This is a genomic window from Acinetobacter sp. TAC-1 (assembly GCF_029025845.1).
Taxonomy (GTDB): Bacteria; Pseudomonadota; Gammaproteobacteria; order Pseudomonadales; family Moraxellaceae; genus Acinetobacter; species Acinetobacter guillouiae.
In genome coordinates this window covers 1,597,201-1,614,013 of record NZ_CP118892.1, presented here as the reverse complement: position 1 = coordinate 1,614,013, position 16,813 = coordinate 1,597,201, and the positions used below count along the sequence as shown (strand labels likewise).

The 16,813-nt window shown below is 38.0% G+C and carries 33 protein-coding genes; 13 read left to right on the top strand and 20 right to left on the bottom strand.

Going from position 1 to position 16,813, the window contains the following annotated elements:
* Positions 1-154 precede the first annotated feature (154 nt).
* From PYV58_RS07495 to PYV58_RS07400, 20 genes are all read right to left on the bottom strand, one after another.
* Positions 155-412: a hypothetical protein gene (locus PYV58_RS07495; RefSeq protein WP_275059763.1), complete on the bottom strand. Its 258-nt coding sequence runs from the start codon at positions 410-412 to the stop codon at positions 155-157.
* A 177-nt stretch (positions 413-589) separates the two neighbouring features.
* Positions 590-760 carry a hypothetical protein gene (locus tag PYV58_RS07490; RefSeq protein WP_275059762.1) on the bottom strand — a complete coding sequence of 57 codons (171 nt, stop codon included), beginning with the start codon at positions 758-760 and terminating at the stop codon, positions 590-592.
* Positions 760-957, bottom strand: a complete 198-nt coding sequence (locus tag PYV58_RS07485; protein ID WP_275059761.1) for a hypothetical protein — start codon at positions 955-957, stop codon at positions 760-762. Before PYV58_RS07485 ends, PYV58_RS07490 begins: the two co-directional genes overlap by 1 nt.
* A gap of 57 nt (positions 958-1,014) precedes the next feature.
* Positions 1,015-1,221, bottom strand: a complete 207-nt coding sequence (locus PYV58_RS07480) for a hypothetical protein (RefSeq protein WP_275059760.1) — start codon at positions 1,219-1,221, stop codon at positions 1,015-1,017.
* A 57-nt stretch (positions 1,222-1,278) separates the two neighbouring features.
* A complete protein-coding gene (locus tag PYV58_RS07475) occupies positions 1,279-1,494 on the bottom strand; it encodes a hypothetical protein (protein ID WP_275059759.1) in 216 nt (71 codons plus the stop codon).
* Between the two features lie 273 nt (positions 1,495-1,767).
* Entirely contained in the window at positions 1,768-1,959 is a 192-nt protein-coding gene (locus tag PYV58_RS07470; RefSeq protein ID WP_275059758.1) for a hypothetical protein, read from the bottom strand.
* Positions 1,960-2,218: 259 nt separating this feature from the next.
* Positions 2,219-2,791 (bottom strand): GIY-YIG nuclease family protein, encoded by a 573-nt coding sequence (locus PYV58_RS07465; protein WP_275059757.1) that lies wholly within the window; start codon positions 2,789-2,791, stop codon positions 2,219-2,221.
* A 94-nt stretch (positions 2,792-2,885) separates the two neighbouring features.
* Positions 2,886-3,320: a hypothetical protein gene (locus tag PYV58_RS07460; RefSeq protein WP_275059756.1), complete on the bottom strand. Its 435-nt coding sequence runs from the start codon at positions 3,318-3,320 to the stop codon at positions 2,886-2,888.
* Between the two features lie 9 nt (positions 3,321-3,329).
* Positions 3,330-3,725, bottom strand: coding sequence for a hypothetical protein (locus PYV58_RS07455; protein WP_010117779.1), 396 nt, complete (start codon positions 3,723-3,725; stop codon positions 3,330-3,332).
* Positions 3,712-4,092, bottom strand: coding sequence for an HNH endonuclease signature motif containing protein (locus tag PYV58_RS07450; RefSeq protein WP_275059755.1), 381 nt, complete (start codon positions 4,090-4,092; stop codon positions 3,712-3,714). Before PYV58_RS07450 ends, PYV58_RS07455 begins: the two co-directional genes overlap by 14 nt.
* Positions 4,082-4,465 (bottom strand): hypothetical protein, encoded by a 384-nt coding sequence (locus PYV58_RS07445; protein ID WP_275059754.1) that lies wholly within the window; start codon positions 4,463-4,465, stop codon positions 4,082-4,084. Before PYV58_RS07445 ends, PYV58_RS07450 begins: the two co-directional genes overlap by 11 nt.
* The gene (locus PYV58_RS07440) at positions 4,458-4,688 is read right to left on the bottom strand and encodes a hypothetical protein (protein WP_275059753.1); all 231 of its coding nucleotides are present in this window, start codon (positions 4,686-4,688) and stop codon (positions 4,458-4,460) included. The genes PYV58_RS07445 and PYV58_RS07440 overlap by 8 nt, the downstream gene beginning before the upstream one ends.
* A complete protein-coding gene (locus PYV58_RS07435) occupies positions 4,685-5,158 on the bottom strand; it encodes a hypothetical protein (RefSeq protein ID WP_275059752.1) in 474 nt (157 codons plus the stop codon). The genes PYV58_RS07440 and PYV58_RS07435 overlap by 4 nt, the downstream gene beginning before the upstream one ends.
* Positions 5,155-5,406 (bottom strand): winged helix-turn-helix domain-containing protein, encoded by a 252-nt coding sequence (locus tag PYV58_RS07430; RefSeq protein WP_275059751.1) that lies wholly within the window; start codon positions 5,404-5,406, stop codon positions 5,155-5,157. The genes PYV58_RS07435 and PYV58_RS07430 overlap by 4 nt, the downstream gene beginning before the upstream one ends.
* Positions 5,403-5,801: a hypothetical protein gene (locus PYV58_RS07425; protein ID WP_275059750.1), complete on the bottom strand. Its 399-nt coding sequence runs from the start codon at positions 5,799-5,801 to the stop codon at positions 5,403-5,405. The genes PYV58_RS07430 and PYV58_RS07425 overlap by 4 nt, the downstream gene beginning before the upstream one ends.
* Complete coding sequence (locus tag PYV58_RS07420) at positions 5,798-6,550, bottom strand: ATP-binding protein (RefSeq protein WP_275059749.1); 753 nt, start codon at positions 6,548-6,550, stop codon at positions 5,798-5,800. The genes PYV58_RS07425 and PYV58_RS07420 overlap by 4 nt, the downstream gene beginning before the upstream one ends.
* A complete protein-coding gene (locus PYV58_RS07415; RefSeq protein ID WP_275059748.1) occupies positions 6,547-7,197 on the bottom strand; it encodes a hypothetical protein in 651 nt (216 codons plus the stop codon). Before PYV58_RS07415 ends, PYV58_RS07420 begins: the two co-directional genes overlap by 4 nt.
* The gene (locus PYV58_RS07410) at positions 7,194-8,093 is read right to left on the bottom strand and encodes a hypothetical protein (protein WP_275059747.1); all 900 of its coding nucleotides are present in this window, start codon (positions 8,091-8,093) and stop codon (positions 7,194-7,196) included. Before PYV58_RS07410 ends, PYV58_RS07415 begins: the two co-directional genes overlap by 4 nt.
* A gap of 57 nt (positions 8,094-8,150) precedes the next feature.
* A complete protein-coding gene (locus PYV58_RS07405) occupies positions 8,151-8,471 on the bottom strand; it encodes a helix-turn-helix transcriptional regulator (protein ID WP_151752088.1) in 321 nt (106 codons plus the stop codon).
* An 8-nt stretch (positions 8,472-8,479) separates the two neighbouring features.
* Positions 8,480-8,668 carry a hypothetical protein gene (locus tag PYV58_RS07400; RefSeq protein ID WP_275059746.1) on the bottom strand — a complete coding sequence of 63 codons (189 nt, stop codon included), beginning with the start codon at positions 8,666-8,668 and terminating at the stop codon, positions 8,480-8,482.
* A 102-nt stretch (positions 8,669-8,770) separates the two neighbouring features.
* Between PYV58_RS07400 and PYV58_RS07395 the strand changes: the two genes are divergently transcribed.
* From PYV58_RS07395 to trpD, 13 genes are all read left to right on the top strand, one after another.
* Positions 8,771-9,439, top strand: coding sequence for a LexA family transcriptional regulator (locus tag PYV58_RS07395; RefSeq protein ID WP_275059745.1), 669 nt, complete (start codon positions 8,771-8,773; stop codon positions 9,437-9,439).
* A gap of 50 nt (positions 9,440-9,489) precedes the next feature.
* A complete protein-coding gene (locus PYV58_RS07390; RefSeq protein WP_275059744.1) occupies positions 9,490-10,494 on the top strand; it encodes a hypothetical protein in 1,005 nt (334 codons plus the stop codon).
* Between the two features lie 2 nt (positions 10,495-10,496).
* Positions 10,497-11,000 (top strand): hypothetical protein, encoded by a 504-nt coding sequence (locus tag PYV58_RS07385; protein ID WP_275059743.1) that lies wholly within the window; start codon positions 10,497-10,499, stop codon positions 10,998-11,000.
* A gap of 203 nt (positions 11,001-11,203) precedes the next feature.
* Positions 11,204-11,350 (top strand): hypothetical protein, encoded by a 147-nt coding sequence (locus PYV58_RS07380; RefSeq protein ID WP_004725032.1) that lies wholly within the window; start codon positions 11,204-11,206, stop codon positions 11,348-11,350.
* 3 nt (positions 11,351-11,353) lie between these two features.
* Entirely contained in the window at positions 11,354-11,665 is a 312-nt protein-coding gene (locus tag PYV58_RS07375; RefSeq protein WP_275059742.1) for a hypothetical protein, read from the top strand.
* 12 nt (positions 11,666-11,677) lie between these two features.
* Complete coding sequence (locus tag PYV58_RS07370) at positions 11,678-12,073, top strand: hypothetical protein (RefSeq protein ID WP_275059741.1); 396 nt, start codon at positions 11,678-11,680, stop codon at positions 12,071-12,073.
* Entirely contained in the window at positions 12,070-12,522 is a 453-nt protein-coding gene (locus tag PYV58_RS07365) for a hypothetical protein (RefSeq protein WP_275059740.1), read from the top strand. Before PYV58_RS07370 ends, PYV58_RS07365 begins: the two co-directional genes overlap by 4 nt.
* A 61-nt stretch (positions 12,523-12,583) precedes the next feature.
* The gene (gene bet / locus PYV58_RS07360; RefSeq protein ID WP_275059831.1) at positions 12,584-13,396 is read left to right on the top strand and encodes a phage recombination protein Bet; all 813 of its coding nucleotides are present in this window, start codon (positions 12,584-12,586) and stop codon (positions 13,394-13,396) included.
* A complete protein-coding gene (locus PYV58_RS07355) occupies positions 13,374-13,991 on the top strand; it encodes a lambda exonuclease family protein (protein WP_275059739.1) in 618 nt (205 codons plus the stop codon). Before bet ends, PYV58_RS07355 begins: the two co-directional genes overlap by 23 nt.
* A gap of 49 nt (positions 13,992-14,040) precedes the next feature.
* On the top strand, positions 14,041-14,583 hold the full coding sequence (locus PYV58_RS07350; RefSeq protein ID WP_275059738.1) for a DNA translocase FtsK: 543 nt from the start codon (positions 14,041-14,043) through the stop codon (positions 14,581-14,583).
* A 169-nt stretch (positions 14,584-14,752) separates the two neighbouring features.
* Positions 14,753-15,025, top strand: a complete 273-nt coding sequence (locus tag PYV58_RS07345) for a hypothetical protein (protein WP_096735538.1) — start codon at positions 14,753-14,755, stop codon at positions 15,023-15,025.
* A 122-nt stretch (positions 15,026-15,147) separates the two neighbouring features.
* Positions 15,148-15,732 (top strand): aminodeoxychorismate/anthranilate synthase component II, encoded by a 585-nt coding sequence (locus PYV58_RS07340; protein ID WP_004724599.1) that lies wholly within the window; start codon positions 15,148-15,150, stop codon positions 15,730-15,732.
* An 18-nt stretch (positions 15,733-15,750) separates the two neighbouring features.
* Positions 15,751-16,797 carry an anthranilate phosphoribosyltransferase gene (gene trpD, locus PYV58_RS07335; protein WP_004724601.1) on the top strand — a complete coding sequence of 349 codons (1,047 nt, stop codon included), beginning with the start codon at positions 15,751-15,753 and terminating at the stop codon, positions 16,795-16,797.
* Positions 16,798-16,813: the final 16 nt, after the last annotated feature.

Below are 16,813 nucleotides of genomic sequence, written 5' to 3'. Positions count from 1 at the left end.
GCCAACCCTAATTTATTAGGATTAAAAGATGAGGCGGTAACAGTTGCATCTTTTTTAGAAAGCCCGTGAGGGCTTTTATTTTTTCTGCATTACTTTCTTCACCCAATAAAAAACCTCCCAAAGGAGGCAATATAAATTAATTATTAAAAACACATCACCACGAAACTGAGAAAATTAATTCAACTCCAACCTGTATGGTTTTAACTTTAAACCCTTTTTCTTTGAATTCATTTGTTAAATTTTCTATTTCAGAGCGACTTATTTCACTTGGAAGATATTCATTTGCAAATTTATCACCACGACCTATGCTTTCCATAATGCTACTAACTAAATTAAATTTGAGTTGAAATAAAAAACTTTTGTGCAACGAATTTGAAATTCTATTGGCCTCAGAAGCGGAAATCATAAGCATAAAATTCTCACCTCCTTAATAGTTTGTTTTAATAAATTATTCTATTGGTAAAAAAAATGAGGAGAAAGTTTGACTTTAAATTTCATGCAAAAATTCAACTTAAGCCATTAATATATATAGTAATAAATATTTTAAATTTAAAACATATTTAAAGACACTTTCTATTGGTAATAAACATCAGCCACTCAACATACTTCTAATTGCTTTTGTTCTTTCTTTTAACTGACTAATCTTTCGATCAATGACAATCATTTCATCACGAGTCATAAGTCCACGAGATAAGCTTTGATATTTATTGATCTCTGATTCATATCGCTTGAGATTTCTTAGTGCTTCGACTCGATTCATCACAACCGACCTTGACGTTTATACTTACGTCTTTTGGCTTGAGAAATTTTATTGTGACTGGTCTTTTCTTCTTTCTTTTGCATTTTACTTGCAATGTGATTGAACTCTTCCTTTCTAAGTGCACCTCTACTAACCGCTGTAGAAACACCAAGCATTGAAGAAATCACTATTCCTAAGTTAATCCAACCTAAACGCATGACTTTCTCCAAGACAAAATAAAACCCCTTTCTGGGCAAAGGAAATGTAGCGGAAGATTAAAACAATTCGATACGACTGATTAGAATTGTGTAATACCAATTCATTGCGTCACACTGCTCTTGAAGCAATGTCCAATTTTTATCATCAATGAATTTAGGCTGACCTTTTTGAAGAAAGTCCATCAACTTATCTAGACGTTCTTTCAATTGCTCTTTTTCTTCAACTACACGCTGTTCATGTGGTTGTAATGTTTTTTCTGACATCTTCACTTTCCTCTAGGCATTAAAAAACCCCTTGGGAGGGGCTTGATTTAATTGAATTTAATAGCTTAATTCATAAAGCTTATCTTGATTCTCATTTACTTTAACAATAACACCAAAAATTGATAATTGTGGTCGCTCACCTGAACCAAAATACGGCTGATTAAGAGATCTCTCATCTCTCAACAACTCTTCATATCCATCTTTAGATATATTTATAACATTTGGTTTTTCTTCTTTGGAAGCTATTGCTTGCATGATGTCATCTAAAATCATTTTAATCACTCAAATTGTTTTAGAAAACTATACCACATCAACCACCTTCCCACACTTCCGACACTCTCTCACCGTAAAGAAATCTGAATATTCCCAAACGTTACGGCAGAAGATTTGTTTGATTCGGAGCATGTTGTTCTCCTTATAACTTTCCAAATAGATATCTAAGGCACAAAATACAAATAACCATCTGCATAATGAAATAGAAATTTTTACTGATAATTGCAAGCATAAAACCTAATACAGCACCAATGAGAATACATATGAATGTTTTCATGCAATAGCTCTAATCTTCCACATTTCCCATGCAAAAGTTATCTCATGTGAAACATTGGTTTCGAGTTGCGAATCATGATACTTCTTCTTTGGAAAGAATCGATCAACATCTTTATTGTATTTGATTCGGTCAAATACCTCTGATGGACAAGCCTTTTTAAACATTTTTAATTCTTTCTTCTTGTTCATCTGTGTTACCCATGCTTCTTAAATCTCAGACAACAAAAAAGCCCACCTAAAGTGAGCTTAATGAGGATCTTGGCTTGGACTTGCACCAAACTAAAGGTTTCCACTCGGAATTTGTTTCTATGTTTCCACCAAGTAATTGTTTACCTGCTTTAACTGGATAAGCTACAAGATCAAAAAAATACCCACGTATTGGAATAGATGGGTATATGAAATTTAAACTGTGTGGATTACCATAACTTCGTCCACTATAACACGAATACTATATGTGGCGTTTAAACAAGTCAACACTAATTATTGAAGATACTTCAATTTTATCTCTTATTGGCTCAATTGAGCTAAAGCACTCAGTTGAACTCCCTGCAAAATCAATCTTTGGTTTATAAGAGAATTGCTTCAGCTTTCTTTTTAAAATTGCTTCAAACTTGTAAAGTTTTTTGCGGTCACCAGTAAATAAGCTTAAAACCTCATATTCATAAGGCATTAAATTTCTTTCACCAAACCTAACTTCTAGTGTTTTTGTTGTAATTCCAACCTTATAGAAAATTTCGTTATTTCCTTGGCAACGAATTACATAAACCATTCCATCATGATCCATTAAGCTTTGATCATTACAAGCAGTACAACCTCTTCCCGCAAGCAGTTTTTTAGCTCGTGTTCTAAATACTCCATGTTTGGGACAAACAACCTCAACGACAGACCTTATTCCTGACTTGAAATTTGTTAATGAAAAATCATATCCAAATCCCTCATAGGATAATTCACATAATTTCATAAAGTTTTCATGCTGACGTTGCATAGCATCTGCAGCACAAGTATTATTGCGCACAGTCATTTTGGAGCCTCAATTTCAATGTGATTAGAGCTTGAAAGGTGTTGGTAGCACCTCTCAAGTTCGCTCAATAATTATACCATAAAACACACTAAGCTCATGATATTTTTAATCTTTTATCGTGAGCATGTAAAAAATATCTAGCACAACCAACTACAATATTCACCTGACCTTTAGACTGATTAGTAATCTCAGCCACTGCACTAAGACTACGATTCTCCACTTTATGCTTAACCAAACACATCACTGCATACTTTGCCTGATAATCTACTGAATCACTTTTAAAAATACTTCTCAGCAATGCCTGTACCTGCTCTGCCTCAAAGTCACTAATTTCACAACGGATATAACACTTCGAGTTACGTGGCGTTTTATCTGCTTCACGAATCAACCAATAAATCTGATTAACATGTAGACCATCAGGCAATTCACCACCTTTCAAACGAGCGGTTTCACACCAAGCGCCAAATTGCTCAAGCCATCCATCAATTGTGTATTTAGACCAATCCATAATTCTCACCGCTGCGTTCATAATTGCCCCTTAAACTTTTAACTTCTTAATCGCTTCTTCAATCCAACCAACGACAATCCCTTTCTTTACCTGTTCTGTAGTACCTCGAATCACTACCCAACCAAGGATTGCTGCTGCACTGTATTTCTCACAATCTGCTGAATAACCTTTGCCTCTTGTGTGCCGACCACCTGAGAACACACCTCCTTCTACCTCAACCAAAATTGGATAGCCCTCAATGCGAAAATCAGCCTTCCACTTCCGCTCAGGATGAAACTTAAACTCTTGCACATATTCAATTTTCAAAGCGTCTAGGTGACGGCATAAGAGCCGTTCACCTAATGATGGTTCATGTTTTTGTCTTGGCTTGAGAACTGATCTAGCCACTGGTTTGCTCTGCGTTTGCCACCCTTTAGGAATTTGCATTGTTGCCTCTCACTTTCTCAAAATGAAATACAACAGGCTTTTGCACAAACTCAATCAAGCCAAAGCGCATTAAATGCCGAACTTGAGGGCAATCGCGGATGATCTGAACATCTCGATAATGAGCAAGCAAATCACGCCATGCTTCTAATGGCATGGATCGCTTGTTATAATTACACGCTGTACAAGCTGGCATTAAATTTTCAATAACATCGTTTTCTGGCCTTTTTGGCTTCCCTGTTTTTAAGTCTCGTTTAACAGCTTCCAAGTGTTCTGCATGCCATTTTTCACCAAGCATGCAACCACAATAAGCACAGTGACCATCGAACATTTTTTTTAATTCTTCACGTTGCAAAGTATTAAGCTTCATGCTCACCTCGCAGCGCTTTTTCTGCCAAATCCCTGTAAAAATCTCTTAAACCCCATGAACCAAAGTTAGTTTCATAATTTTTTGGGTGTGATTCCCATAATTTAATCTGAGTTAGTGCACTTTCAAGCTCTTCAATCCGCTTGTCTTTCTCATCAACCTCCACCTTTTGCTTAGCAAGCAACTGAGTTTGGTTTAAGAGGGCTTCGGTCATTGAGTCGAATTCGGATTGTCGGGATTGCCATGCCTCCCAAGCGATCTGAACAGCCAATATTCGAAAGAAATCCCCATCTTTATCAAACAACGCATCACCATGCACAAACCGCATGTTTGAGTAGAAATACTGGCTTACAAACCATTCTTTAAACTTATCCATGACGTTCTGACTCCAAATCACTTAAAGAAAAAAGAGGCAAATTCCGAATTGGGTAGTGATATGAATTGTTTGTGAATAACCCATTGTCAAAAACCAAAACCACACCAGTATTTATGCTCTCTGACCACTGATGTTTCACATACCCTTGTTTTTCCAATTCTTTTACAACAGCTATAGCCGATTGATTTTGAGTAACTTCAATCTTCATATTTTTAAATTTCATAAATCCACCACTCTCGTACTCGGACTAACGTGATTGCGAATGTCTGTGACGTGGTCTGTGTTGTCATCAATGCGGTGACCTGCTTTGATTTCTAAAGGTGTGGCGTGGCGGATAATACGAGTGTTCCACAACGGTTGTTCTATATCACCTTCATTTACAGTGATTAGTTCACTATGGCTGATTTTTAGCATCACATATTTATCCCCCACCTTAAACTCTTGGTCATGCTCTGTAATGGCGGTGCGGAGGTCGTTAAGATCAATCCAATATTCAGGTCGGTTTTGCTCAATAAGACAGATTGCAGTTATAGACCCATCATTCCAAACCCATTTAATTTGTGCATGTGGATGAAGATTGTGATGTGTTGGGCTATATTCAATTTGTTTTCCATTTTGCTCTCGTGCCCAAACAGGAATGCTATTCACAATCTCTCGCATCTGCTCAATTGTTAGGTTGTTTATAGTTGTCATAGTGCCACCTTAAATAATTCTTTTGCCTTGTCTGTTGGTTCATAAAAGATCGTTGTGTTATATCCCTTACGACGCTTGCTTTGGATAAATCCAAGCTCCTCTAAATCTCTTAAATACCGTTGTGCTGTTCTGATCTCTTTATCCAAAACTTTTTCAGTAATATCGTATCTGTTCACTGCACGAGAATTGAATGTGATGAAAATCAAAACACTCAACATTTGATCAAAGCATTCAGTGATTTTTCTCACACCCCACCCCCTACGCTTTCTACGTCTGCGATGGCTTGTTTAAATCGTTCTAGTTCTTCGCCTGTAAGTTCATGATTTCCAAACATCTCTAAATACATTCTTGCACCTTCAAGCCCCAAAACATCTCCATCATATGCATCACGCCAACTCTCAGGCATGCGCCAAACAATAACCAGCTCCCAGCTCTCGACAAGGCGTTTTAACTCATGGATCACCACTAATTCAGATAGTTGATTTACAACATGACTCTCTAAATTCCGAGTGTTCTCATTCATAAACATGCGACCATCACATGTAATATGAGTCATCTCAAGATCAATGCTTTCAATAATCTTTTTAGTGTCTTCAAATCCATGACGCTGTATAAATTTAATTACTAACTCAACCGCATTCATACCTGCTCCCCTTGCATCCGTTGATCACCCCAATTGCACTCAACTAGAGTTAAACCGCCCTGTTGGAATCTTGACCACAGACGATCACCCAAGTCTTCTTTGAGTTGTTTGAGAGTGAAATTTGATATCAGCATTGTTGATTTCATTGCGTCATAACGAGCGTACAAAACCTTATGAACAAGCTCTTTGCGCTTCTCACGATCATGCAATCCATATTCATCAAGAATGAGTAAATCGTACTGAGTGAACTCATAAATCAATGATTGCTCTGATTGATCTTTAGTGTCTCTATCCCATGCGTTCATGATCTTCTGAGCCATCACTTCACTTGTGATGTAGCGTACGTAAATACCCTTGTTCAGAAGTGTTCTAGCCGTTGCACAACTCAGATGAGTTTTTCCTGTCCCGGTTTTGCCCGACATGATGAAATTGCGCTTATCACCTGCAATCATTAACTTGGCAAAAGCCACACTTTGAGATAAAGCGTTTTCTTGCCCTGGTAATGCTGGATTTACGTTGTAATTTTTAAATCCTGAATCTCGATGACGATCAGGAATCATTGCACCTGCAAAATGATTATCACGAACCATCTTGTGAACTTCTTTGTGATGATCTTGGTTCACTTGATCTACATAAGCTTTGGCACATATTGGGCAAATTTGATTTGGTCCTGCTTGTACCTTTTGAAAATTGTGTTCAGCGCAGTAAGCACTTACCTTTTGAAATTCCATTGAGGTCATAGCATTCATATGTGCATACCCCACTCATCACACCGAACATTACAACACCCCATAAAGTCATAAGGATTGTCTTGCCATGAGATACGACCGCATGATGGACAATTAAAACGAGTCATAGGATTGTTAACTCTGCGACGTTGTTTTTTTACAATTTCAGGCATACGCAACCCAGCGCCTTGAATCATGGTGCGCTTATTTAATTTTATAAAATCAAAGGTACGACGCTTAGCCTTGTCAGCAAGGTTGAATGGTATAACCACATAACTTGAGTCTAATTTTTTAGCTATTGGATAGCCAAAAACTGATGCACTATCAAAGTCAGTCGATATATTGCATTTATCAGTATTTAACCAATAAACATCATTTCCATCCCACATCCCTTTTTTGAATGCAACGTAAGTGTTGTGAATATCATTGAAAGATTGAGTTTCGTTTGGAATATATTGATGATCCACCTTCCAAACAGCCATTGAATCAATATGATCAGCTGATACTGGAGCTTCATCACCGTAGTCCCACTCCTGTTGAGCTTCTTCAAGTGTGTATACATGTGCTTGATCCAAGTCGCTTGAATACCCTCTACCTTCATGACGATGAAACACCATATTTGAACCAAGATTCCCATGAGATGAGGGCAGATAAAATCTGTTTTTCATATGAAGTCCTCAGGTATTTCAACATGCTCTACTTGACCAGTGAATTGAGGGATATTATCCCAAGCATCGTTGACGTTTAGATTTGGCTTGGCTGTCTGCTTTGTTGCTCGCTCAGCCTTGTTCAAATGTTTTTCAAATTCTTGAATCAACCATGCAGCAAATTTTCTTGTACGTTGGTTTTCAGTCAAATTGATTTTGTTTTCCCAATGCGCATTGAAATTACCCAAGTGAAAATCGAAATCAGTGAGTGATAAAATCTGATCTGTTTGTTGACTGAATTTTGTTTGAACCAAAATTGTTTTTAAGAAAGTAAGATTTGGTTTCCAAGAATCGTCGAGAATTTCAGGCGAATTTTCTATTGTGTGTGTTTCTTTAATATATTTCTTTAAATCTTTCTTTTGTGTGTCTACTACGTGAACTAGTTGCGGTCTACTAGCTAGACTAGATTGGTCTACTACGTGAACTAGTTCAGTAGGTGAACTAGTCTTTTTAGTGTACTGCTTGCCAAGTAATGAGACTTCATTGATTTGGTATTTATTACCCTTTTTTCCTGTTGCTAAAACTGTAATTACACCATGCTCAATTAGCTCTTTTAAGCCTTTAGAAATTGAAGCACGAGCAACAACTCTAGCCCCTTCTAATTCAGCATTGCCTTGCAACTGGCTGTAGCTCACGAAATCAGAATCTTTTTGAAATCCATTAATACGGTTTTCAAGTTCAAAATAAACATGACGTGCTGCATCACTAAGAAATGGATAGACCTCCTTTCTGTAAAGCTGGCTTGATTGCACATAGCCTTGTGAGAATTTCTCTGACATAGCTTGTCGCTCTTTCTTTGGAAATGAAACCAACACGCCTTGCGGCTCTGGCGGTTCATGTGCTAAATTTGATTTCATATTCATTTCCATCTAGTTATGAATTACAGACCGTTTCTATTGCCGTAGAAGCGGTTTTTATTTAAATAAGATCCGCATGTACTCAGGTGATGTAAATGCATGAGCCAACATCACTCTTGTTGCTTCTGCCATTTCAGGTGAACAATAAACATCATTCGCATTCACCACCTTTAATCCAATGGCGCTCAATAGACCTGCTAAAAATTCAAGATCAGTCAAGTTATTGGATTTCTTATCATTTTTCATTCTAGATAAAGTGCTTGCATCCACCCCTAGGTGTTTAGCTACATCACCCTGATTGCACGAATTGATTGCTTTCAAAATGAGCGATGCGTTATTGCTAGCGCTTGCACTCTCCTCAATTAATAATTTGCTCATGGTGGTTCCTAAGCGACTAAGGCTTGTTGGTCAGCTTTAAGCTTCCCATTTGTTTTAATTTGCAAAACAGCTTGTGTTGTGAGAGGAATTCCAAATTTCTCCCACTTCCAAAGTGTGACAGTTGAATATCCAATTTTTTGGGATAGTTCTTTTCGATTCTTGCAATCGTGGTAATTCATTAAATCGTTAATTTTCACGGATACACCAAGTTAACTATGGTTAATAAACCAAATTTAACACTTGTTAACCATAGTTTCAATAGTTCGTATTAACATTAGTTAATCTTTTGGGGATTTTTTATGTCTTTACATGCTCGTATTAAACAAAAGCTTGAAGAAAAAAATTTAAGAGCTGCTGATCTGGCAAGAGCTACAAAGAAGTCTCCTGTTTCTGCTAAAAAGTGGCTTGATGGTGTAAGTGTTCCCACCGCTGAAAATTTAAAAGTTATTGCAAAGTTTTTAGGCGTAACTGATGATTGGTTGTTATTTGGACGAGATAATAAACAAGTTAATTCTGTTGAGCATGAAAGTAATGTCTCATTTATTAGCACGCCTTTGAGAGAAATACCGTTATTGGATTATGTGCAAGCAGGGCTCTTTCATGATGTGGGTTACGACGGAATAAATCCTATCGGCTCTTCATGGACCACATATATTGGCGCGAAACCTGAATGTGTATTTTCCTTGAAAGTTGAAGGCTTGAGTATGTCGCCAACTTTTATGCCAGGTGATGAATTGGTTGTTGATGGGTCATTGGAAGCTAAACCCGGTTCACTTGTTATTGCTCAGGAAATTCAACATGGTGTAGCAAGAACAACTTTTAAAAAGTATAGAGTAATTGGGGTTAATGAATTTGGTGTTGATATTATTGAATTAGTGCCTTTAAACCCAGACTTCCCAACACTAAATTCATTGCAAATAGATATTTCAATTATTGGTGTGGTTGTTCGGCACAACAGAGAAGTATAAAACTGCGAACCCGACGCAGTCCTTAGAATGATCGGGTGGAGGGGGAAGTAATGAGCAAGACAACTACTAAAGAAAAAACTGTACACTATAAAAAAGTTGATTTTTTAAAGGGTGCCAATTTGGGCCAGTTATTAAAGGCGCAACTTTTAGAAGTGGATTCATTTTATAGTAAAGCTAAAAATCGGCAGCAATTTGTGTCTGCGACACAAGATGATTTTATACTTATAAACCATGCAAGCTCTCATCAATCAATGTTTTTTGGAGAGTTAATTATTATTGAGTCAGGAAAGGCTCAAGCTGTTTTGAAAATTGATAATGATAATGCCACGGAATTCCCTATAAAGACCTATCTTACTGAAGATTTGCCTGATGATGAAAGTGATTCTCAGGAGGAGATTAAGAGAAAAGAGTTTATAGACAGTGTTTTGTATTTCGGTGTTATTGATAATCATGTTGCGATTATTCAATCAAGATCACTAACTGCTAGAACTTTGGAATCATATTTGGGCTGGCTTTTGGGCGAAGCTGCAAAAGCACTCCCTAATAACAGTGCCTTAATTTTAAAGGATGCACCAAACCCAGCAATTAAAGAAAAATTAGAATCTACACCTGCTAAAACGATTTCTATCTCATCTGGGATTGGTTCTACTGAACTACAGCCAATACATCATGTTGAATCCAATGTGCCAGCTAAAATTGATTATAAAATCGAAGACAATGTTATAGATGTTTTAAAGACAGCTTTCGGTGTGGATCTAGACAGCTTGAAGTTTGAAGAGAGCCTTGATGATGCAAATTTAAAATTAAAACTTACACTTACATATAATCGAAAAACTTCCAAAAGTGGACAGAAAGTAATTGATACTGTTGCATCTTCAATGAGGCATAATGATGACTATGTTATCACTCTTGAGGATGGGACAAAGGTGACAGCTGACAACTTAAAAATGAGCGGAAAGATTTCTGTTGAAACAATCAATAATAAAGTTTATAACGACGGGCTTAAAGTTCAGCTGTATAATTGGATGACAACCAATATTAATTTTGGTGATTAGCTATGAGCAAGCGCTACTCAAAGTTTTACAACAATCCTAGGTTTATTGCCTTGGTGCTAGTAGCTCTTTTTTTAATTTTATCTCTAATTTTTAGTTTTTTAACCATAAATATTGATGTGAGTTTGACTCAATTTTCATTTGTTTTACTACTCCCTCTTAGCCAAATATATCTTGCTTATAAGGGGATGTTGGATGCATTGAAACTTGATGGTTTAAACCAATCAGAAAGAGATCGTTTAACCTCAAATGTTGATATAAGAAGTAAGTCATCTCTTTATGTGGCAATTCTTTTTGTACTGATTGTTTTTGTGATGTTTGTTTTAAGCACTTTGAACTTATTGTCAGATAAGCACTTGTTGGCATTGATACTAGCTGTAGGATTTACATCTATTTATAGCTTTTACTTAGCTTGGTGTGATCTTAAAGAGATATCAATGTTGGAAAAAAGCTTAAAAGATCGCAAGGATGCTAGAGAGTCCAAAGCAAAAGTTTTAAGCAACAAGTAATACTAACAACCTCCAACCAACCCACCCAGTGTGGGTTTTCTTTTGTCTATTAAAGCATAAACTACAATTAATAAAAAGGTTAACCATTGTTAACTTTTCTCTTGACTAATAAATTAACCATAGTTAATATAAATCTCATCAAAAACAAAAAAGCACACCGACCGCTAAATCTAATGTGCTTTTACTCAAAGAGTGAGAATATTATGTCACACAAAAAACCACAACGTCTACTGACGATCGAACAGATTTCGAATCGTCGCTTATGGGATAAGGCTCAAAGCTTACTCCTTGGCTCAATCATCATCTTTTTGATCGGTGCGATGTTCTATATCGCTTTGGTAAGGGGGTGAGTTGTGAAAATTTGCTCTAATTGCCAGATTGAATTTGATGATCCTTGGTTCACAAATAAAACTGAATCAATGTGTAATTCTTGTTTTCATTTTATTCGTAAAGATCAACAAGTATATGTTTTTAATAATGTTGCTTACGTTGATGGCGGTTTTGTTGAAAACACTCAAGGTAAATCGCTTGGTCATGGTGGTCGACTTCTTAAAATCCAATATCAATCCAAGGAATTAACAACAAATAATCTTTGGTGTATCGGGAACGTACCTGAGCGGCTACAAGCTCAACTTCCAAATAACTGCCAGATTTCTAGCGTTTAAGGAGCCACAACAATGAATATGCTTTCTAATTACGCTCCTGAAGCACCTACGTTTCAAAATCTTGTAGTTGCTGATGAGTTTGTTATTCAAGACTCAAAAGTCTACTTCTCGCTGATTGTACCAAACTACAGTGATTGTTATGTTTCCGCTGTTGTTGAAGCAAATCAAACAAGAAGTTCGCTTGCTTGGAACAATACAAGTGATCCACAAAACGATGTTGATGTGGATTATGACTTGCTTGAAGTGGCTACCTGGCACCGCCCTATTGTTGAAGATTATGATGATATTTTGGCAGCTCATGGACTTCAATTTGCATTGACAAATAGTCAAGTTTACGCACTTAACGAAATGCTTAAGGCGCATTTTGAAGAAGAAAAAGTAAATGAATTAAAGCAGGTGCAATCATGAGTGATTACGGAGTTTGCGAAGAAGACACATGTGGTCGTAATGGTTGCCAAGGAACCATTGTTAAAGATACCGATGCTCAAGGTTGTAGCTGTCACATCAGCGCACCTTGTAGCTACTGCCATTGTGAAGTTCAGTGTGATACGTGTGATTGGAAATCAAGAGCTGAAATTGAGCCAGCGCAACAATCACCAGTAGAACCATCTGATTGGTATAAGGAACTCAAGAAAAAACGTGAAGAATTCCTAAGTCAGTTAAATGATCGATCTGTTGAATTTGACAAAGTTGAATACAGAACAGAATCACACTCGAACAGCTCAATGAAAAAAATTGGTGCCTATCCGCGTGGAATGGATCGAACACAATTAAGAAAAGAAATTGATGGGACTTTTGGTGGTCGCTTTGAGTGGATTACTGAAAACCGCTTTTCGTTTATAGCTTATACAGATTAAGGATTAGAAGATGAATGCACCTATACAACACAGCACGATTGTAACGGCTCAAATCACTCAAATGGCAGATCTTTTAGGCCTTGGTAATGTTGATCCAGTTGAATTAAAAAATACATTAATTGCTACTGCTTTTAATAATGGTGATAAAGAAATTTCAGACGCTCAAATGGCTTCTTTGTTGATCGTTGCAGGCCAATATAAGCTTAATCCGTGGACCAAAGAAATATATGCTTTCCCTGATAAAAATAAAGGGATAATCCCTGTTGTTGGTGTTGATGGCTGGTCGCGCATCGTAAATAGTAGCCCTAATTTTGATGGCTTGGAATTTAAATACTCTGAAAATATGGTCACCATGGAAGGTGCAAAGGTTGCTGCACCTGAATGGGTGGATTGCATTATTTACCGAAAAGATCGTGAGCGACCAACTGTAGTGCGTGAATATTTGGCTGAATGCTATCGCCCACCATTTAAAGGAAAATATGGCGATGTGGTTGGCCCATGGCAGTCACACCCTTCTCGTTTTTTACGACACAAAGCGACTATTCAATGTGCACGTTTAGCCTTTGGCTTTGTTGGAATTTATGACCAGGACGAAGCAGAACGAATTCAAGATGGTGGCACAGTTCGCACTGTTCAGGGTGAAACGGGCGATTTGATTCCCGATGGTTATCAAGAGTTTGAAGAAGCACATTTAAACAATATGCGTGAATTGGCATTTGAAGGAATGGAAGCTCTTGAGACTGGTTATGCAGAATTACCAAAAGGTAAATGTCGCTCACACTTCTGGACCATGCATAAAGAATCTTTAAAGGCTGCTGCACAAAAAGCCGATCAACCACAAGGGGAAGTTTATGAACACTCTGCAGCGGAATGATGATTGGCACGCTCAACGATGCGGAAAAATTACCGCATCACGCATCAAAGACATGGGCGCAAAACCATCTAAAGGCAAGTGCTACAACGCTTTAGCATTAACTATTCTTTCTGAGCGCCTTACAGGTGTTCAGGAAGAAACCAAAACCACTGGTCCGATGCAATGGGGTATTGATCAAGAGCAATTTGCTGTAATTGCTTATGAGAATGAAACAGGATCATTTGTCACTGATGTTGGTTTAATAGATCACCCTGCTATCAAAATGAGTGGCGCCAGTCCAGATGGATTGGTTGGGAAAAATGGGCAACTTGAGATTAAGTGCCCTTCTACCACAACGCATTTAAATACGATTTTGATGCAAGAAGTTCCAGAAGAACACATCCCACAAATCACTTGGCAATTGGCCTGCACTCGTCGCGAGTGGTGTGATTTTGTGAGTTACGATCCACGACTTCCTGAGCATTTGCAGCTTTTCATTAAGCGTATTTATGCGAAAGATTTGGATATTCAAGGTGTTGAAAACTCAGTTATTGCTTTTAACCGGGTAATTGATAGCGCCTTTATTCAGCTTAATAAAAAGGAGCTCGCAGCATGACCCTCCTAAAACTTTACTTTCAACTTTGGCAAATGGCGTGGTGGTTGTGATGGATATTAAAGAAGAAGATTACCAAAAAGCAGTAGCAGTAGTCAGAAAAAGTTTGAGCGGTAGTGTTTCAAACATTCAGCGTAAACTTAACTGGGGTTATTGTCGTGCGGCATCGGCTGTAGATCGTATGCAGAGCGAGTTTATTGTAAGCCCGATGTCTGCATCTGGTCGTCGTGATGTTTACCCTGAAGAAATGCATGAGTTGTGGAAGGAATTACAAGAGGTCAAATCCCAAGCCACCCCTGAAGGGTTTGTTTTGGTGCCGACCGAAAACATCTCCACTTTTTACCAAGATGACAGTGAGCCTGAGAACTTTTGCACCTATGAGGCAGATCTAGACAACCTTGGTGATGGTTTAGATGAAGGCGAAGTAATGGTTGTGAACAAATACACCCAAGCCGAGTTAACCAAAGAGAAGTTTTATGGTGTTTGGTGTGAAATTGAAACCACCTATGGAACATCTAGAAAATTTAAAATCTTTAAAACCTATGATGAAGCCAAGCAAGCAATGATTGAAGCACAGGAGCAAAGTCATGACTGATTATTTAGTTAAATGCTGCAGATGCAGAAATAAACATCTTCATAGTGAGCGAACATCAGTGCCGAGTAAAAAATTTGGATATGGAGTTACGGATCTGGTCTGCCCGCGCTGTGCTTGTACTTCATATTATCAGCTTGAGGAAATTAAAGAAGAAAAGGAGGAAGGTTGAATGAAATCAGAAAGAGACAATGACCTGCTTCAAGCCATATTCAATGAGATGCAAGAATTAAAGCGATCTTTATCGATTAAGGATGAACGCAGAGTAAGCGTGAAGGAGTTTGCGCAACGAATGGGCTATTCAGAACCCACCCTTTGGGATCGAATAAATAATGGCGTCCTAACCCCTCCACAAAAGGATGGTGTGCTAAGTTTTTGGCTAAATAGCTATGTTAATGAAGCTGTAGCCACAAAATGTAAAAAATCTGCTAAAGTAGCCGCTTAGATAGCGGCTTTTTTTGTAAAAGCTGTTGTTTAAATAGACACTTAGCAAAGTGAGTAACATTGTGAGTAACTTCACACCCAGTCTACACATTAAGCGATATATTTCAAAAGGTTAAGTTTGATATGCTTCTAATGATCGATAATTACGATAGCTTTACGTATAACATTGTCCAATATTTTGGCGAGTTAAACCAAGACGTTAAAGTTGTTCGCAATGATGCCGTGACCTTAGAGGATATCGAACGATGGCAACCAAAGTACTTAGTGATCGGTCCTGGTCCTTGCTCACCCTCTGAAGCAGGAATTTCTATCCCTGCAATTCAGCATTTTGCAGGAAAAATTCCAACACTCGGTGTGTGCCTAGGTCACCAAGCGATTGGTCAGGCTTTTGGCGGCGAAATTGTGCGTGCCAAAACGGTGATGCATGGTCGTTTATCTGACATGTATCATAGTGACCAAGGGATCTTCAGCAACTTGCCTTCTCCATTTTCAGCAACACGTTATCATTCACTCGTGATTGATCAAGCCAGTGTGCCTGAGTGTCTGGAAGTCACTTGCTGGACCAATGAAGCAGATGGTTCTATCGAAGAAATCATGGGTGTCAAACATAAGACATTGCCAATTGAAGGCGTGCAGTTCCATCCAGAATCCATTCTGAGTCAACATGGTCATCAGATCTTTAAAAACTTTTTAGAAATTTATGCTTAATATGCGTAGTACAAGATAATGAATATTCAACAAGCTTTAAATAACATCACTAAAAATATCGAACTCACTCAACCTCAAATGGAGGAAGTGATGCGTACCATTATGCGTGGTGAAGCCACAGATGCCCAAATTGGTGCATTTATGATGGGACTTCGTTTAAAAGGTGAAAGTATTGACGAAATCACCGCTGCCGCACGTGTAATGCGTGAGTTTGCAATTAAAATTGATGTGGGGGATATCCCGCATTTAATTGATATTGTTGGCACGGGTGGTGATGGACAAAACCTATTTAACGTCTCTACTGCCTCTTCATTTGTTATTGCGGCAGCAGGTGCAACTATTGCAAAACATGGAAATCGTGGTGTTTCTTCTAAATCAGGCTCGTCTGATCTTTTAGAACAGGCCGGGATTAACCTTGATCTAAATATGCACCAGACAGAACGATGCATCCGTGAAATGGGGGTTGGTTTCTTATTTGCCCCAAACCATCATAAAGCGATGAAATATGCGGCTGGCCCACGTAAAGAATTGGGCTTCCGTAGTATTTTTAATCTCCTTGGCCCGCTTACGAATCCGGCTGGGGTACGTCGCTATGTGATTGGTGTATTTTCAACAGAATTGTGTCGTCCACTGGCCGAAGTTTTAAAACAACTGGGGGCTGAACACGTCATGGTGGTTCATTCTAAAGATGGCTTAGATGAAATCAGTTTGGCTTCCTCGACTTATGTTGCTGAATTAAAAAATGGTGAAATCACGGAATGGATGATTCAGCCAGAAGATGTAGATATTGAATCTCAAACCTTAACTGGTCTTTCTGTTGATAGTGCTGCTGAGAGCTTAGCATTAATCAAAGACGCGCTCGGTAAGAAGAAATCAGCAAAAGGTGAAAAAGCAGCCAGTATGCTGGCATTAAATGCAGGTGCTGGTATCTATGTTTCAGGTCTGACCAAGAGTTATAAACAAGGTGTCGCTTTAGCACATGATATTATCTATGGTGGGCAAGCTTTAGAAAAAATGGGCATTTTGTCTGAATTTACCAAAACACTCAAAGAGTATGAAGCTTAAGGATTAGAGGACGTTA

Excerpts from the sequence above, each read along its gene's own strand:
- PYV58_RS07350 (WP_275059738.1), top strand. The coding sequence starts at position 14,041 with ATGGATATTAAAGAAGAAGATTACCAAAAAGCAGTAGCAGTAGTCAGA.
- PYV58_RS07475 (WP_275059759.1), bottom strand. The coding sequence starts at position 1,494 with ATGATTTTAGATGACATCATGCAAGCAATAGCTTCCAAAGAAGAAAAA.
- PYV58_RS07395 (WP_275059745.1), top strand. The coding sequence starts at position 8,771 with ATGTCTTTACATGCTCGTATTAAACAAAAGCTTGAAGAAAAAAATTTA.
- PYV58_RS07380 (WP_004725032.1), top strand. The coding sequence starts at position 11,204 with ATGTCACACAAAAAACCACAACGTCTACTGACGATCGAACAGATTTCG.
- PYV58_RS07345 (WP_096735538.1), top strand. The coding sequence starts at position 14,753 with ATGAAATCAGAAAGAGACAATGACCTGCTTCAAGCCATATTCAATGAG.
- PYV58_RS07495 (WP_275059763.1), bottom strand. The coding sequence starts at position 412 with ATGCTTATGATTTCCGCTTCTGAGGCCAATAGAATTTCAAATTCGTTG.
- PYV58_RS07390 (WP_275059744.1), top strand. The coding sequence starts at position 9,490 with ATGAGCAAGACAACTACTAAAGAAAAAACTGTACACTATAAAAAAGTT.
- PYV58_RS07370 (WP_275059741.1), top strand. The coding sequence starts at position 11,678 with ATGAATATGCTTTCTAATTACGCTCCTGAAGCACCTACGTTTCAAAAT.
- PYV58_RS07340 (WP_004724599.1), top strand. The coding sequence starts at position 15,148 with ATGCTTCTAATGATCGATAATTACGATAGCTTTACGTATAACATTGTC.
- PYV58_RS07420 (WP_275059749.1), bottom strand. The coding sequence starts at position 6,550 with ATGAATGCTATGACCTCAATGGAATTTCAAAAGGTAAGTGCTTACTGC.
- PYV58_RS07445 (WP_275059754.1), bottom strand. The coding sequence starts at position 4,465 with ATGGATAAGTTTAAAGAATGGTTTGTAAGCCAGTATTTCTACTCAAAC.
- PYV58_RS07405 (WP_151752088.1), bottom strand. The coding sequence starts at position 8,471 with ATGAGCAAATTATTAATTGAGGAGAGTGCAAGCGCTAGCAATAACGCA.
- PYV58_RS07355 (WP_275059739.1), top strand. The coding sequence starts at position 13,374 with ATGAACACTCTGCAGCGGAATGATGATTGGCACGCTCAACGATGCGGA.
- PYV58_RS07440 (WP_275059753.1), bottom strand. The coding sequence starts at position 4,688 with ATGAAATTTAAAAATATGAAGATTGAAGTTACTCAAAATCAATCGGCT.
- PYV58_RS07410 (WP_275059747.1), bottom strand. The coding sequence starts at position 8,093 with ATGAAATCAAATTTAGCACATGAACCGCCAGAGCCGCAAGGCGTGTTG.
- PYV58_RS07425 (WP_275059750.1), bottom strand. The coding sequence starts at position 5,801 with ATGAATGCGGTTGAGTTAGTAATTAAATTTATACAGCGTCATGGATTT.
- PYV58_RS07415 (WP_275059748.1), bottom strand. The coding sequence starts at position 7,197 with ATGAAAAACAGATTTTATCTGCCCTCATCTCATGGGAATCTTGGTTCA.
- PYV58_RS07480 (WP_275059760.1), bottom strand. The coding sequence starts at position 1,221 with ATGTCAGAAAAAACATTACAACCACATGAACAGCGTGTAGTTGAAGAA.
- bet (WP_275059831.1), top strand. The coding sequence starts at position 12,584 with ATGGCAGATCTTTTAGGCCTTGGTAATGTTGATCCAGTTGAATTAAAA.
- PYV58_RS07450 (WP_275059755.1), bottom strand. The coding sequence starts at position 4,092 with ATGAAGCTTAATACTTTGCAACGTGAAGAATTAAAAAAAATGTTCGAT.
- PYV58_RS07465 (WP_275059757.1), bottom strand. The coding sequence starts at position 2,791 with ATGACTGTGCGCAATAATACTTGTGCTGCAGATGCTATGCAACGTCAG.
- PYV58_RS07490 (WP_275059762.1), bottom strand. The coding sequence starts at position 760 with ATGAATCGAGTCGAAGCACTAAGAAATCTCAAGCGATATGAATCAGAG.
- PYV58_RS07365 (WP_275059740.1), top strand. The coding sequence starts at position 12,070 with ATGAGTGATTACGGAGTTTGCGAAGAAGACACATGTGGTCGTAATGGT.
- trpD (WP_004724601.1), top strand. The coding sequence starts at position 15,751 with ATGAATATTCAACAAGCTTTAAATAACATCACTAAAAATATCGAACTC.
- PYV58_RS07455 (WP_010117779.1), bottom strand. The coding sequence starts at position 3,725 with ATGCAAATTCCTAAAGGGTGGCAAACGCAGAGCAAACCAGTGGCTAGA.
- PYV58_RS07435 (WP_275059752.1), bottom strand. The coding sequence starts at position 5,158 with ATGACAACTATAAACAACCTAACAATTGAGCAGATGCGAGAGATTGTG.
- PYV58_RS07460 (WP_275059756.1), bottom strand. The coding sequence starts at position 3,320 with ATGAACGCAGCGGTGAGAATTATGGATTGGTCTAAATACACAATTGAT.
- PYV58_RS07470 (WP_275059758.1), bottom strand. The coding sequence starts at position 1,959 with ATGAACAAGAAGAAAGAATTAAAAATGTTTAAAAAGGCTTGTCCATCA.
- PYV58_RS07485 (WP_275059761.1), bottom strand. The coding sequence starts at position 957 with ATGCGTTTAGGTTGGATTAACTTAGGAATAGTGATTTCTTCAATGCTT.
- PYV58_RS07385 (WP_275059743.1), top strand. The coding sequence starts at position 10,497 with ATGAGCAAGCGCTACTCAAAGTTTTACAACAATCCTAGGTTTATTGCC.